The organism is Klenkia sp. AC732 (assembly GCF_979256525.1).
Map to the genome: position 1 here is coordinate 32,561 of NZ_CEEDOS010000037.1, position 14,251 is coordinate 46,811.

The following is a 14,251-nucleotide window of genomic DNA, read 5'->3' on the forward strand; positions in this document are numbered from 1 at the left end:
CCGGGCCGACGGGGCGCTCAGGCCGGGGCGCCGGTCAGGGCAGGTCGGCCCGGTGCCGGTCTCCGACGTCGAACAGGTCGCCGAGCTGCTCGACCCGGTCCAGCACGGCCGCGGTGTCGAAGACCAGCGAGGCCGCGTCGTCGAGCTCCTCCCAGGTCACCGGCGTGGACACCGTCGCACCGGCCCGGGCCCGCAGCGAGTAGGGCGCGACCGTCGTCTTGGCCGTGTTGTTCTGGCTCCAGTCGACCAGCACCTTCCCGGGCCGCAGCACCTTCTCCATCCGCCAGACGACCTCGTCGGGGGTCTCCTCGGTCAGCGCCTGGGCCAGCGCCTTGGCGTACCGCGAGGGGTGGTCGGGGTCGGTGCAGCGGACCGGCGCGTAGACCTGCAGCCCCTTGGAACCCGAGGTCTTCACCACCGGGTCCAGGCCGTCGTCCACCAGCCGTTCGCGCAACCGCAGCGCCAGGGCGGCGCACTCGGCCACGCCGGTGCCCGGCCCCGGGTCCAGGTCGAGCACCAGCAGGTCGGGCAGCTGCGGCACGCCGTCCTCGTCGACCCGCCACTGCGGGACGTGCAGCTCCAGCGCGGCCAGGTTCGCCGACCAGGCCAGGTCGGGGACGTCGGTGAGCAGCACCATGTCCAGCGTCTCGCGGTCCTTGGTGGACCCCGGCGCCGGCACCACGACGTGCCGCACCCAGGCCGGGGCGTGCCGGGCGTTGTTCTTCTCGAAGAACGAGGCGCCCTCGACCCCGTGCGGCCAGCGGGTGAAGGTGACCGGCCGGCCGGCCAGGTGCGGCAGCAGCACCGGTGCGACCTGCACGTAGTACTGGATCACCTCGGCCTTGGTGAAGCCGACCTCCGGGTACAGCACCTTGTCCAGGTTGGAGACCTCGAGCTGCCGGCCCGCGATGGACACCCGCTGGCGGCTCACTCCGGCGCCACCTCGGCCGGCGCCACGTCCTCGCGCAGCCCGCGCCAGGCGGGGTGCCGCAGGTGGCCGTCGCCGGTCCACCCCGCGAACACCACCTCGCCCACCAGCTCGGGCTCCACCCAGTGCGCCTCGCGGACGACGTCGGCGGGCACCTCCCCGGCGAACGGGGACGTCGACCGGGCGGCGACCTGACCGGCGAGCTCGCGCAGCGCGCGGTCGGTGAAGCCGGTGCCCACCCGCCCGGCGTAGCGCAGGCCCGCCGGCCCCTGCACCCCGACCAGCAGCGAGCCGATGCCGCCGGCGCGGCGCCCGTTGCCCGGGCGCCAGCCGCCGACCACCACCGACTGGTGCTGCACGTTCTTGATCTTCAGCCACTCCGGGCCCCGGCCCCCGGGCCGGTACGGGGAAGCCAGCCGCTTGGCGACCACGCCCTCCAGCCCGTGCTCCCGGCTGGCCGCCTGCACCCCGGCACCGTCGGTGTCGAACCACGGGGTCGGGGACCACCGCCGGGCCGTGGGCTCGAGGGTGTCCAGCAGCTCCCGGCGCTCCCGGTAGGGCCGGTCCAGCAGCGAGGTCCCGTCCAGCGCCAACAGGTCGAACACGAAGTAGGACGCCGGCACCCTCCGCGCGGTGCGGGCGACTTCCGGGCCGGTGAGGTGCATGCGCTGCTGGAGCAGCCCGAAGTCCGGCCGGCCGAGAGCGTCCAGGGCCACCACCTCGCCGTCCAGGACCGCGTCCCGGTCGGCCAGCGACGCCGGCAGCGCGGCCAGCTCGGGGTAGCGCTGCGTCACGTCGGTGCCGCTGCGGGCCCGGAGCCGGAGCTGCCCGCCGGCGACGTGGGCCAGCACCCGCACGCCGTCCCACTTGAACTCGTAGGCCCAGCCGTCGTCGGTGGCCGGCAGCTCCCCGGCCACCGCCAGCATCGGCCGCGTGCCCTCGTCGACCACCTCAGGCGGACTTGGACGCGGCGGCCTTCTCGGCCGGGGCCTTCTTGGCCGGGGCCTTCTTGGCCGGGGCCTTCTTGGCCGGCGCGGCCTTCTTCGCCGCGGCCTTCTTCGCGGGTGCCTTCTTCGCGGGTGCCCTCTCCGCCGGGGCCTCCTCCGCGGACGCGTCGGCACCGTCGTCGGCGGCGGGCTTCTTGCCGGCCTTCTCCACGCTGCGCCGCAGCGCGCTCATGAGGTCGACCACCGAGCCGTCGTCCTCGTCCTCCGCGGACTCCTCGGGACGGACGACGTCGCCACCGGCCTGCTTGGCCTCCAGCAGCGCCGCCATCGCCTCCTTGTAGTCGTCGGTGAACGCCGTCGGGTCGAAGGTGCCGCTCATGGTGGAGATCAGCGACTCGGCCATGGCCAGCTCGGCCGGCTTGGCGGTGACGTCCTCGTCCAGGAACCCGAACTCCGGTGCCCGGATCTCGTCGGGCCAGCGCATGGTGTGCAGCACCAGGACGCCGTCCCGGACCCGCAGCGCCGCCAGCGACTCGCGCTGCCGGATGGCGATCTTGGTGATCGCGACCTGGCCGGCGTTCTCCAGCGCGGAGCGCAACAGCACGTAGGGGCGGGTCGCGGTGCCCTCGGGCTCCAGGTAGTAGGTCTTCTCGAAGTGCACCGGGTCGATCTCGGACTGGTCGACGAACTGCAGCACCTCGATCTCGTGCTTGCTGCCCAGCGGGAGCTCGTCCATGTCGGCGTCGGTGAGCACGACCAGCTGGCCGCCGGGCAGCTCGTAGCCCTTGGCGATGTCCCGGTACTCGATCTCCTCGCCGTCCACCGAGCAGACCCGGCGGTACTTCACCCGGCCGCCGTCGGTGGCGTGCACCTGGTGGAACTTCACGTCGTGGTCCTCGGTGGCCGAGTACAGCTTCACCGCGATCGAGACCAGCCCGAAGGAGACCGCACCACGCCAGATCGACCGCACGGTCGCCTCCTCGCTCACCGCGCGCCCCGCACGGGCGCGCAAGATCACAGGGTAGGGGCGGTCCGGGCCCTGCGGCAGCCCGAGACCACCCCGGAGGGGTCAGTCCCCCGTCGCTGCGGACTGCAGCCGGTCGTAGAGGAACTGGCCCACGTCGGCGCCGGCGACCGTGGTCATCACCAGCCCGGCCAGCCGGGTGGCCCGCGGCGCGGCGACCCAGGAGAGCACGAAGCCGGTGCCGATCCACTGGGCCAGGCAGAAGGGGCAGGTGACCAGCTCGCCGACGGCGTGCTTCCACCCCCCGTGCTCGCGGATCTCCTCGGCGACCTCGGCCTCGCCGGACGTGCCCCGGTAGCTGGTGAACGGTGCCCGCAGCGGGCTGGTGATCGGGTCCTTGGCGACGGTGCGAGCCAGCCGGAACGTGGCCACGGTGAGCAGCAGCGCATCGCCGACCGGGATCCGGTCGGGCAGCGGGCGACCCGAGGCGCGCACCGCGGCCGCGCCGGCCGCGGTCACGGCGCCGTAGACGCCCATGGCCCCGAGCAGACCGCCCAGGGGGCGCTGCCCGCCGTGCGCGTAGTCGCGCTGCTGCGCGCGGGCCCAGTCGGTGACGGTGGAGGTGACGGACATGCTGGGCCGCTACCCCTCGTCCCCGGGTGGACACCGGGTGCATGCCAGCGGCGCTGCCGGGTAGGGCAGCAGCTGATCAGCTGCATCTGCACCGACGGAGGACACACCCATGACCCAGCCCGAGGGCCAGACCGCCCGCGACGTGTTCCCCGAGGACGACGGCATCCCCGAGATCGCCGACGACACCCCCGAGGCCGCCGCGGCCGAGGACCCCCAGTTCGCCCCCGAGATGGGCGCCGAGCGCGCCAACGCCAGCGTCGACTTCGGCACCACCGCCGCCGAGCAGTCCGAGGGCGAGTCCCTCGACGGCCGCCTGGACCGCGAGGTCCCCGACGTCGACGTCGACCCCGGCGTGCGCCCGGCGGAGGACCCCGACCACACCGCCCCCCAGCTGGACCAGGACGCCGACGCCGACCCGCTGGACGACTCCGGCACCGACACCGTCGGTGACGACGTCCTCGCCTCCGACACCGGCGCCATCGGTGGCGACGGCCCCGAGGAGCAGGCCGTCCACCCCGTCGCGGACTGACCGCACCTCCCCCGCGCGCCCGTCCCGCCGCACCCCTCCCGCACGAGTTGTGGGAGGGGTGCGCCTGTGTCTAGGGTCGCCGCGGCGGTTGAGCAGCCAGCTGCCGAAGGACGTCCGGGCGTCGCCCGGGCGAACCGCCCGACTTCTCGGACTCCCCACCAGGGCCGAGGAGTCGGACGCCACCACGACCGGTACGTTGTGGTGGCTGATGCGTGCCCGTCGGGCTCGCTGCTGAGAGGAGCTGCAGTCCGTGACCTCATCTGACCTGCCCGCCGAGGGACAGCGCGACGCGTCGGCTCCCACCGACACCGCCGACGCTCCCTTCGACGACGTCATCACCCTGTCGACGTCCACGGACGCCGACGGTGGCGTCACGGTGACGGTCGTCGGCGAGGTGGACACCTTCACCGCTCCCGTGCTCCGCGCCAGCCTGGACACCCAGCTGGAGCAGCAGCCGTCCGAGCTGGTCATCGACCTGTGCGGCGTCCAGTTCCTGGGCTCCGCCGGTCTGGCCGTGCTGGTGGAGACCCAGAAGTCCGCGCGCTCCCGCGACGTGGGGCTCAAGCTCGTCGCCTCCACCCGGGCGGTCACCCGCCCGCTGGAGGTCACCGGCCTCATCGACCTGTTCACCATCGTGGACGGCAACGGCGCCAAGTAGCGCACCGCGACGACGGGCGCCCCACCAGCCGGTGGGGCGCCCGTCGTCGTCTGCGGGACCTGCTCTGCCGGTCTCAGGCCGACAGCAGCTGGCAGACGCCCAGCTCGATCCGACGTTGGCGCTCCCGGTCGTCCTGCGCGCCGGCCGCCTCCGCCAGCGCCTCCGCGATCGTCTCGCCGTGCTCGAACCGGTCCACCACCCGCGGGTCGACGTAGCTCTGCTTGCACACCGTCGGGGTGTTGCCCAACTGGTCCGACACCGCCACGTAGGCAGACCGCAGCGCCTTCTGCCGCCCGGTCCGCGACCTCGGCGGCTCCTGCTCGGCCAACAGCACGGCCATCAGCACGGTGGCGTTCCAGGTGCGGAAGTCCTTGGCGGTGATCTCCGCCCCGGAGACCTCCTTGAGGTAGGCGTTCACCTCGTCGCTGGTGACGTCGTGCCAGCCGCCGTCGTCGTCCTGCCAGGCCAACAGCTCCTCACCGGTGTCCGCGGGCCGCTCCAGCAGCTGCCGGACGACGGTGGCGGTGGGGGCGTCGGTCACCTCGATCTCGCGCTGCTTGCCGCCCTTGGCCAGGTAGTGGAAGGCCACGGTCGTGCCGCGGACCTCGACGTGCTCCCGGCGCAACGTCGCCAGCCCGTAGGTGCCGTTGTCCTCGGCGTACTGCTCGCTGCCCACCCGGAAGGCGCCCAGGTCCAGCAGCCGCACACCGGCGGCCAGCACCCGTTCCCGGGTCAGCCCGCGCCGGCGCAGTGCCGCGGCCACCTCGTCGCGGACGTCGGGCAGCTGGTGGCTGATCTCCAGCACCCGCTCGTGCTTGGCGGCGTCCCGCTTGACCCGCCACTCGTCGTGGTACCGGTACTGCCGCCGTCCGGCAGCGTCGGTGCCGACGGCCTGGATGTGGCCGTTGGGCCAGGGACAGATCCACACGTCACGCCAGGCCGGCGGGATCGCCAGGGACCGGAGCCGGTCGGCCCGCTCGTCCCGGATGAGCGAGCCGTCCTCGTCGTAGAACGCCCAGCCCCGTCCGGCCCGCCGACGGGTCCAGCCCGCCCGGTGCACGTCGCTGCGCCGCAGTCTCACCCGCCCTCGGGTGCGCAACGGACGCGGCGTCCAAACCAGCTCACCGGACGACGTCGTCCGGTCGGGTCAGAGGAGGACGGCCACCGCAGGGACGCCGGCCAGGTCCAGCACGTGCCGGACCATCGACCCCGTCGGGGCACACACCTCGAGCTCCCAGCCCTCGCCGTGCCCGACCCGGCCGATCTCCAGCACCACCGACACCGCGGCCGAGCTGAGCTCGGTGACCCCGCGCAGGTCCAGCCGGGCCGGCACCGCGCCACCGCGGGAGGCCTCCAGCAGCCGGATCCGCAGCCCGGGGGCCGCCGCGGTGTCCAGGGCACCGGTGACGGTGACCGTCGGGATGCCGCCGCTGCGGTCCACCACGGCGGCGTCGACCCCGTCGGTCTCCTCCGGGACGTCGTCGAGCAGTCCGCGCAACGGCACCCGCAGGGTCACCGTGGTGCCCCCGGCAGCGGCGTCGACCACCACGTCGCTGCTGAGCTGGCGCATGATCAGCAGCCCCCGGCCGCGGTCGCCGGGGTCCTCGTCCGGGGTGCGCCAGTGGCCGGCGTCCCGGACGACGACGGTCAGCGTGCCGTCGTCGTCGGCCCGGGCGTCCAGCCAGAGCCGGCCCGGGGCGTCGGCGGGGTAGGCGTGCTCGACGGAGTTGGCGCAGGCCTCCCCCACCGCGACCTGCACGGCCACCACCTCCTGGGCGCCCAGACCCACCGCGGCCAGCCAGGCGCCCAGGGCCCGGCGGACGGCGGGCAGCGAGCTCGGCACGGCGAGCAGGTCCAGGTGCACCGGGCGCACGGCGCCCGAGCGGCGCACCGCGAGGACCGCGACGTCGTCGTCGGCCCCGGTGGCGGGCAGCACCGCGCCCGCGACCCGGCCGGCCAGGCCCGACTCGTCCTCGCCGTCCCGCAGCGCCGTCACGGCGGCCGCGGACAGCGCGGCCCAGCAGTCCTCGGGCGTGCGGTCGGGGACGTGCAGCGCCCCGTCGGAGACCAGGACCAGGGCGCCGTCCTCGGCCAGCCGTGCCGTGTGGACCTGCACCGGCTCGGCGTACCGGGAGCCCAGCGGCGGGCGCGGGTCGGCGGTCAGCCGCTCCACCGAGCCGTCGGGGCGCGCCAGGAACGGCGGCGGGTGCCCGGCCGCGGCCCACCACAGCTCCCCGGTGCCGGCGTCCAGCAGCACGTGGCACAGCGAGGACCCCCGGACGTCGTCCATGTCGACGGCCAGGGCCTCCAGCGCCCCCAGCACGGCGGCCGGGCCGGGGTCGCGGCGCACCTCGGCCAGCCAGGCGCCGCGCAGCCTGGCCATCGCCGAGGTGGCGGTGAGCCCGCTGCCGACGCCGTCGCCGACGACCAGGGCCAGCCGGCCGCCACCGACCGCCACCGCGTCGTACCAGTCGCCGCCGGCGGCCTTGGGCCGCCCGGCCCGGGAGTAGCTGCCGGTGACCCGCGCGCCCGGCAGCAGCGGCAGCGAGGTGGGCAGCAGGACCTCCTGGGCGGCCCGGTCGACGACGTCGGGGGCGACCACCTCGGCCGGGTGCTCCTGCAGCAGCACCAGGACCCCCGGGCGGTCGGACGGGTCCAGCCGCGTCAGCGTCACCACCGCGGGCACGCCGTCGGCGGCGCCGGACAGCACACTGGGGCCCCGGCCGGCCAGCACGTCGGCCACCAGGTCCGCCAGCGGCCGGCCCGCCACCGTCGGCAGCGCGGACCGGGCCCGACCGGCGGCGTTGGCCCACCGCAGCTCCGGGGTCGCCGAGTCGTCGCGGACGAACCACCAGACGACGACGGGCGCCGCCTCGAGCGCGGTGGTCAGCGCAGGCAGCTCGGTCGGACGGGGGCTGCCCGGGACGCCGTTCATCTGGGCTCATCCCACCCGAACGCCCAGGACCCGGCAACCGCGACGGGGGTGCCGTCGGGCACGTCGGTCGGGCGGGCCACCCGGGGGTGCGGGAGGATGGACGACGGCCGCCGAGCACGGGGCGGCCCCCACGCGCGACAGGACACGACAGGAGCACACGACGGATGGTCGACTCGACGGCCGCCGCCTCAGGCGAGCGGCGCACGGAACGACTGGAGCTCCGGGTCCCGACCTCCCGGACCCAGCTGCCCGCGGTGCGGGCCATGGCCGGTGACCTGGCGATGCGGATGGACTTCGACCTCGACGCTGTCGAGGACCTCCGCCTGGCCGTCGACGAGGCCAGCGCCACGCTGGCCTCGGTGGCGAGCCCCGGCTCGGCGCTGACCGTGGTCTTCGAGGCGGCCGCCGGTGGCCTGCACATCGACGCCTGGGTGCCGACCGCCCCGGGCACCGACGTCCCCCGCGACGGGTTCGGCTGGGCGGTGCTGCACACCCTGGTGGACAGCGTCGACGCCGGCCCCTCCACCCAGGCGGCCGTGCCGGCCGGTGACGGCTCCGAGGGCGCGGTCGCGGTGATCACCTTCGAGAAGCACCTGCCCGGGCCGCTGAGCCGCGCCACCGGTGACGCCGACTCCGACCTCTCGGTCCTGCGGTGACCCGGTCGGCTGCCACCGACACCCCGGCTGCCGACCCGACCGTCGACGACGACACGGCTCAGGCCGACGACGTGACCGCCGGGGCGCCGCAGCCCCGCGGTGAGGCCCACCCCACCGAGGCCCTCCCGACCGAGGCCCTCTCCACCGAGGCCCTCCCCACCGAGGACGTCCCCACCGACGGGGACGGCCCGGGCGACACCGCCGCGGACGCCTCCGACGACGACGCCCTCGCCGACCTGCTGCCGCCGGACGCAACGGACGTGCCCGTCTCCGCCACCCCGGCCACCGACGCCGCCCAGGCCGCACCGGCCCCGCCGCTGTCGGACAACCGGAAGCGGGCCGAGCGCACCGCGCCGCTGTTCGTGGAGCTCGCCTCGCTGGAGCCCGGCGACCCCCGCCGGGAGCGGCTGCGGGAGATCCTCGTCGAGGAGCACCTGCCGCTGGTCCGGCACTTCGCGCGCCGGTTCAGCAACCGCGGGGAGCCCTTCGACGACCTGCTGCAGGTCGGCACCCTGGGCCTCATCGCCGCGATCGACCGCTTCGACCCCACCCGGGGTGTGGAGTTCCTGTCCTTCGCCGTCCCCACCATCACCGGGGAGATCAAGCGGCACTTCCGCGACCAGGGCTGGTCGGTGCGCGTGCCGCGCCGGCTGCAGGAGCTGCACCTGTCGCTGAACGCCGCCGTCGGCGAGCTCGCCCAGAAGAACGGCCGCGCCCCGAACCCCTCGGAGCTCGCCGAGCACCTGGGCATCCCGCGTGCCGAGGTCCTCGAGGGCCTCGCCGTCGCCAACGCCTACCGCAGCTCGTCGCTGGACGAGCGGCTCTCCGGCGAGGAGGACTCCCCCACCCTGGCTGCCACGCTGGGCCAGGAGGACGCCGCGCTCGAGGGCGTGGAGTACCGCGAGTCGCTGCAGCCGCTGCTGGCCACCATCCCGGCCCGCGAGCGCCGCATCCTCATCCTGCGGTTCTTCGGCAACATGACCCAGTCCCAGATCGCCGCCGACATCGGCATCTCCCAGATGCACGTGTCCCGGCTGCTGTCCCAGACGCTGGCCAAGCTGCGCGAGGGCCTGCTCAAGGACTGAGGAGGACCCCGTGCCCCTCACCGACACCGGCCCGGCCCCTCGCGGGGGCCGGGCCGGTGTCGTGTGTGGGTGCTACTGCCCCTGGTAGCCCTGGGGCGGGCCCTGCTGCCAGCCGGGCGGGGGGCCCTGCTGGCCCTGCGGCTGGCCCTGCGGCGGGCCCTGCTGCCACTGCTGCTGCGGACCGCCCTGGCCGTAGGGCGGCGGCGGGGTGGGCCGCTCGTCGGCGTCGTCGACGCCGTCGCCGTCCCGGTCGCGGTTGCGGGGGTCGGCCGCGGCGCCGGCCTCCTTGACGTCGGCGGTCAGCTCGGACAGCGACGGCGTGCTGGGCACCTCGGGGTGCGGCATCGAGGGCTCGCTGTCGGCCAGCGTGCTCATCGCCACGTGCGCCTCGGGCTGGTCGGCGGCCCGGGGCACCCGGGACTCGAACCAGTCGGTGGTGTCCAGCGTCTGGGCCGGTGCCGACGCGGGCGCGGACTCCTGGGCGTCGACGTCGAGCCACGACCGGCGCGGCTCGCCGTCCTTGCCACCTCCGCGGCCGGCGCCGCCCATGTTCGCCAGGCCCTCCAGGGCCTGGGAGAACTCGCTGGGCACGATCCACATCTTGTTGGCGTCGCCCTGCGCGATCTTGGGCAGCGTCTGCAGGTACTGGTAGGCCAGCAGACCCTGGTCGGGCTTGCCGTCGTGGATGGCCTGGAAGACCGTCTCGATGGACTTGGCCTGCCCCTGCGCCTGCAGGAAGAGGGCGGCCCGCTCACCCTCGGCGCGCAGGATGCGGGACTGCCGCTCGGCCTCGGCCTCGAGGATCGCCGCGGTCTTGTGGCCCTCGGCGGCGAGGATCTGACTGGCCTTCTGGCCTTCTGCGGTCATGACCGCCGACTGCCGCTGGCCCTCGGCGGTGAGGATGGTGGCGCGCTTGTCGCGGTCGGCGCGCATCTGCTTCTCCATCGAGTCCTGGATGGACAGCGGCGGGTCGATGGCCTTGATCTCCACCCGGGCGACCCGCAGACCCCAGGGGCCGGTGGTGCCGTCCAGGACCGAGCGCAGCTGGGAGTTGATGCCGTCGCGGCCGGTGAGGGCGCCCTCGAGGTTCAGCCCACCGACGACGTTGCGCAGCGTCGTCGTCGTCAGCTGCTCCATGCCGGTGATGTAGTTGGCGATCCCGTAGACGGCCAGCCGCGGGTCAGTGACCTGGAAGTAGACGACGGTGTCGATGCCGACCTGGAGGTTGTCGGCGGTGATGACCGGCTGGGGCGGGAAGGAGATGACCTGCTCGCGGAGGTCGATCGTCGCCCGGACCCGGTCGACGAAGGGCACCAGCAGTGCCAGTCCCGGGGAGAGCGTGCGGCTGTAGCGGCCCAGGCGTTCGACGACCTTGGCCTGCGCCTGCGGGACGATCGTGACGCTCTTGGCGAGCACGACCACCACCAGGACGGCGATCACGAGCAGGACGATCAGTGCTGCTGACACGGGGCTTGTGCTCCTGACGTCGGTGGACGGTCAGCTTGATCCTGCCCGGTCCCGTTCCGGGAGGCCACCCACGGTGACCCGCGGCCGCCGCGGTGCAGGTGCCGCCGTCAGGCGCGGGACACGTAGGCGATGGGCCCGGAGATCTGCACGATGCGGACGACCTGGCCGACCTCGTAGGTCTCGCCGTCGAGCTGGGTGCGGGCCGACCACTCGTCGTGGCCCATCCGGACCTGCCCGGACTCACCGTCGACGCGCTCGCTCACCTCGGCGGTGCGCCCGACGTACACCTCGACGCCGTCGACCTGTTCCGGGGTGCGGGAGGTCAGGTGGCGCTTGGCGACCGGCCGGACGCCGACGATCAGCGCGAGGCTGACGACGACGAAGCCGACCAGCTGCAGGGCGAGGTCGTCCGTCAGCAGCGCCACGCCCATGCCGCCCAGTGCGCCCCCGGCGAGCATGAGCAGCACCAGGTCGAGACTGGCCAGCTCACCGGCGGTGAGCAGCCCCGCGGCGATCAACCACAGCAACCAGGACACGTCCCGAGTCTGGCACGCCCTGGCGGGGTCGGTCGGGATCCGAGCCGGGTCCGTGCCGGACCCGGTGGCGGGGCGGTCGGTCCCCGGCGTGGTTCCCGCGTCGTAACCTGGCTCCTCGTGCGCGACTTCCCCGCAGGCCGGCTCGCCGTCTGGGCGACCGCCTGGTTGACCGGCCGGACCAGCTACGACGAGGCCCTGGACGCCGTTGCCGGGCAGGAGACGGCGCACCGCGTCGTGGGGCTGCCCGGGGCCGACGCGGCGGTGCCGCTGGGGGTGGCACTGTCGGCGCTGCGGACGCTCGGTGAGCTGCGGTTGCGGCTGGTCCTGCCGGTGCCGGGCGACACCCGTGGGCTGCCGGCGGTGCCGGGGCTGGTGGCGACCGCACTGTCGGCCGGGCAGGCGGCGGTGGGCACCCGGGTCGCCCTGGTGCCCGAGGAGATCGGTGCGGAGGTGCTGTCGTGGACCGCGGTGGACCTGGCCGGCGCCCCGCCGGTGGCGCCTCCGGTGGAGGGCACGCTGCGGTCGGTGTCGGGCCAGCTGGACCTGGCGGTCGGCGACGCGGCCCGCACGCTGGCGGGCCTGGACCTGGCCCGGTGGAACCCCGAGGTGCCGACCCTGCTGGCCGGACTGGCGCGCACCACGCACGCCCCGGGTCTGCCCGAGGACCACGACCAGCTGGCCGCCTCGGTGCTCGGTCGGGCCCAGCGGCTGTCCCGGGTGCTGGACCTGGCGATGGCCGACGCGCCGGGTGCCGCGGTGAACACCACCCAGGCCGCGCGCCGCGACGCCGCGCTGCGCCCGCTGGCCGACGCCGTCCGCGAGGCGACCACCGCCGCCTACAACTGGGTCCCCCGCTGACCTGAGTCGCCGGCGCCTGAGTCGCCGGCGCCTGGAACGACCACGCACGAGGCCGCCGCCCGCCGGGCACCGCCGGTCGAGCGATGGGGAGGTGGGGTGGCCGCTTCGCCCACCGGGGTGGTGGCTCCCGGCTCAGGTCCCCGTCGTGCGGTGGGCACGCTCCTCGAGAGGACGGACGTGCCGGTGGCCCGGCTGACCCCCGGGCGGGCACACATCGGCAGACCGGGACCTGGACGGCACTCACCCATCGACCGAGTACGCGCGCCCGGCAGACCGGTGAGCACCCCCGGTCAGGGGGTGACGGTGGGTCTCAGGGTGGGTTCGATGTCGATGACGGTGTCGAGGTCGACCGGGTCACGGGGCGTCGCTCTGCTGGCGCCGGCACCCGGGGAACGGGTCGTCCTCCGCCTCGCTCGGCCACCTGTCATCCGGGGGGGCTCTGACGGTGCCGCTGGGGTGGCGTCGAGCCCGGGGAGGCGGGGTCCGACGACGATCTCGGTGTCGTCGGGGCGGAAGGTCCGGTAGCTGTTGTCGGGTTGCCGCTCGACGCGGAACCCGTGGTGCACCTTCGTGTGGTGACGCTCGCAGAGCAGCGCCGAGTTCTCCAGCGACGTGGGCCCGTCGTCGATCCAGTGGACGAGGTGGTGGACGTCGCACCAGTACTTCGGCGCCCCACACCCGGTGAAGACGCAGCCGCGGTCGCGGAGCTCGACGGCCTTCCGCAGGTGGGCGGGCACGATGCGGTGCGACCGGCCCAGGTCGAGGGGCTGGGAGTCGGGGCCCATCAGGACCCGGGTGACCTGGGAGTCACAGGCGAGCAGCCGGGCGCGCGCGGCAGAGACCTGGGCGCCCAGACCGAGGGTGGCGGCACCGGGCCCGGTGGTCGGGTCCAGCAGGTCCTCCAGCGGGACCACCACGGTGACCTGGGGCTTGCGCCCGCGCAGGGTGGGCAGTTCCCCTGCGGCCAGGTGCGTGTCGCACAGCTGCACGAGCGCGTCGGCGAGCTGCTGCGCGCGGGTGCGGCTGTCGCCGGCAGGTCGGTCGGCCTGCACGAGGGACTCCAACGCGGTCGCGACCTTCTCCCCGCCGATCGCGTCGAGCTGACCCCGGATGCCCCTGCTGCCGTCACCGTGGACGGGGAGGGTGAGCCCCCGGTCGGCGGTGGGGTCGGGCTCAGGGCCGTCGGGGTCCAACCGCGCCAGGTAGTGCCCGACGCCCAGCACGGTGTCCTGGTGGGTGCCGGCGGCGGCCAGAGCGGTCAAGGTCGCGTCGACCTCGGCCAGGTCGAGGCCCTCGGCATCGGCAGCGGCCCGTCGGTCGTCGGTGGCAATCTGGCCGAGTACGGTCACCTGGTCCGCCGTGATCGACCCGGACGCGAGCGCTGCGTCCGCGGCCGGCAGGTTCTCCAGCGACCGGCCGACGGCCACCAGCCGCTGTGCCGCAGCGCCGGACATCCGCCCGTGTCCCCGCAGCCACGACGCCATCGTCGTGTGACCGTCGATCTCCGGGAGCCCGGAGAGCTCGCCGTGGCGGACCGTGCGGGCGAGGGCCGCGTCGAGCTGGTTGCGCAGCGCCAGCAGCACCGGGAGACGCTCGTGCAGCTGGAAGCCGAACCGCGAGGCCTCGTCCCGCCGGGACAGGACGCCGGACAGAGCGGCAGCAGCCGCAGTCAGGTCGTCCACGAAGCCCTCCAGGTGTTCGAACGTGTGTACGAAGACTAACGGAGTCAGGCCGGGAGCGCCAGGGGAAGGCGCAGGTCAGCGCCCAGTCGTGGACATCGGCGACCAGTGTGGAGGGCGTGAGGCTGAGCCGTTCCGGTCGTACCGACAGGACCGGCAGACACCGACAACGGGGGGGCCGAGCCGAGGCGTTCGATCACGAGTCGAGCGGCCCAGACCAAGGCGTCCGAGCTGACCCCTGCGGACTCAGGAGCCCGGACGCGGGGCGCCCAGCCTCAGGCGCGGCGCGGCGCGGCGCGGCGCGGCGCGGCGCGGCGCGGCGCGGCGCGGCGGGGCGGGGCGGGGCCGGGCGGGGCAGGGCCGGGCGGGGCAGGGC

General features: G+C 74.9%; 14 protein-coding genes. 5 read left to right on the plus strand and 9 right to left on the minus strand.

Annotation, left to right across the window (positions count from 1 at the left end):
• Nucleotides 1-34 precede the first annotated feature (34 nt).
• The 4 genes from ligD (AC0IVP_RS16700) to AC0IVP_RS16715 are packed head-to-tail and all read right to left on the minus strand — an operon-like array spanning nucleotide 35 to nucleotide 3,472.
• Nucleotides 35-931, minus strand: coding sequence for a non-homologous end-joining DNA ligase (gene ligD, locus AC0IVP_RS16700; protein ID WP_471757965.1), 897 nt, complete (start codon nucleotides 929-931; stop codon nucleotides 35-37).
• The gene (gene ligD / locus AC0IVP_RS16705) at nucleotides 928-1,854 is read right to left on the minus strand and encodes a non-homologous end-joining DNA ligase (RefSeq protein WP_471757967.1); all 927 of its coding nucleotides are present in this window, start codon (nucleotides 1,852-1,854) and stop codon (nucleotides 928-930) included. Before ligD (AC0IVP_RS16705) ends, ligD (AC0IVP_RS16700) begins: the two co-directional genes overlap by 4 nt.
• A gap of 25 nt (nucleotides 1,855-1,879) precedes the next feature.
• Nucleotides 1,880-2,887, minus strand: a complete 1,008-nt coding sequence (gene ku / locus AC0IVP_RS16710; protein ID WP_471757969.1) for a non-homologous end joining protein Ku — start codon at nucleotides 2,885-2,887, stop codon at nucleotides 1,880-1,882.
• A 57-nt stretch (nucleotides 2,888-2,944) separates the two neighbouring features.
• Nucleotides 2,945-3,472, minus strand: a complete 528-nt coding sequence (locus tag AC0IVP_RS16715) for a DUF1360 domain-containing protein (RefSeq protein ID WP_471757971.1) — start codon at nucleotides 3,470-3,472, stop codon at nucleotides 2,945-2,947.
• A 109-nt stretch (nucleotides 3,473-3,581) separates the two neighbouring features.
• Here AC0IVP_RS16715 and AC0IVP_RS16720 point away from each other — a divergent pair, with 109 nt between their 5' ends.
• The gene (locus AC0IVP_RS16720) at nucleotides 3,582-4,001 is read left to right on the plus strand and encodes a hypothetical protein (RefSeq protein ID WP_056291047.1); all 420 of its coding nucleotides are present in this window, start codon (nucleotides 3,582-3,584) and stop codon (nucleotides 3,999-4,001) included.
• 250 nt (nucleotides 4,002-4,251) lie between these two features.
• Nucleotides 4,252-4,659: an STAS domain-containing protein gene (locus AC0IVP_RS16725; RefSeq protein WP_056291050.1), complete on the plus strand. Its 408-nt coding sequence runs from the start codon at nucleotides 4,252-4,254 to the stop codon at nucleotides 4,657-4,659.
• A gap of 73 nt (nucleotides 4,660-4,732) precedes the next feature.
• Here the strand turns inward: AC0IVP_RS16725 and AC0IVP_RS16730 are convergent, their stop codons facing one another.
• Together AC0IVP_RS16730 and AC0IVP_RS16735 are read right to left on the minus strand one after the other, a co-directional pair.
• Nucleotides 4,733-5,740: a DNA topoisomerase IB gene (locus AC0IVP_RS16730; RefSeq protein WP_471757973.1), complete on the minus strand. Its 1,008-nt coding sequence runs from the start codon at nucleotides 5,738-5,740 to the stop codon at nucleotides 4,733-4,735.
• A gap of 66 nt (nucleotides 5,741-5,806) precedes the next feature.
• Entirely contained in the window at nucleotides 5,807-7,594 is a 1,788-nt protein-coding gene (locus tag AC0IVP_RS16735) for a SpoIIE family protein phosphatase (RefSeq protein WP_471757975.1), read from the minus strand.
• Nucleotides 7,595-7,758: 164 nt separating this feature from the next.
• Between AC0IVP_RS16735 and AC0IVP_RS16740 the strand changes: the two genes are divergently transcribed.
• Together AC0IVP_RS16740 and AC0IVP_RS16745 are read left to right on the plus strand one after the other, a co-directional pair.
• On the plus strand, nucleotides 7,759-8,250 hold the full coding sequence (locus tag AC0IVP_RS16740; protein WP_056291056.1) for an ATP-binding protein: 492 nt from the start codon (nucleotides 7,759-7,761) through the stop codon (nucleotides 8,248-8,250).
• Nucleotides 8,247-9,335: an RNA polymerase sigma factor SigF gene (locus AC0IVP_RS16745; RefSeq protein ID WP_471757977.1), complete on the plus strand. Its 1,089-nt coding sequence runs from the start codon at nucleotides 8,247-8,249 to the stop codon at nucleotides 9,333-9,335. Before AC0IVP_RS16740 ends, AC0IVP_RS16745 begins: the two co-directional genes overlap by 4 nt.
• A 72-nt stretch (nucleotides 9,336-9,407) precedes the next feature.
• On the opposite strand, the gene AC0IVP_RS16750 is transcribed toward AC0IVP_RS16745, so the two are convergent.
• Both AC0IVP_RS16750 and AC0IVP_RS16755 read right to left on the minus strand, forming a co-directional pair.
• Nucleotides 9,408-10,802, minus strand: a complete 1,395-nt coding sequence (locus AC0IVP_RS16750; protein WP_056291058.1) for an SPFH domain-containing protein — start codon at nucleotides 10,800-10,802, stop codon at nucleotides 9,408-9,410.
• A 107-nt stretch (nucleotides 10,803-10,909) separates the two neighbouring features.
• A complete protein-coding gene (locus AC0IVP_RS16755; RefSeq protein WP_471757979.1) occupies nucleotides 10,910-11,338 on the minus strand; it encodes an NfeD family protein in 429 nt (142 codons plus the stop codon).
• Between the two features lie 117 nt (nucleotides 11,339-11,455).
• Between AC0IVP_RS16755 and AC0IVP_RS16760 the strand changes: the two genes are divergently transcribed.
• Entirely contained in the window at nucleotides 11,456-12,196 is a 741-nt protein-coding gene (locus tag AC0IVP_RS16760) for a hypothetical protein (RefSeq protein ID WP_471757981.1), read from the plus strand.
• A gap of 290 nt (nucleotides 12,197-12,486) precedes the next feature.
• Here AC0IVP_RS16760 and AC0IVP_RS16765 read toward each other — a convergent pair whose 3' ends face one another.
• The gene (locus AC0IVP_RS16765; protein ID WP_471757983.1) at nucleotides 12,487-13,878 is read right to left on the minus strand and encodes an HNH endonuclease signature motif containing protein; all 1,392 of its coding nucleotides are present in this window, start codon (nucleotides 13,876-13,878) and stop codon (nucleotides 12,487-12,489) included.
• Nucleotides 13,879-14,251: the final 373 nt, after the last annotated feature.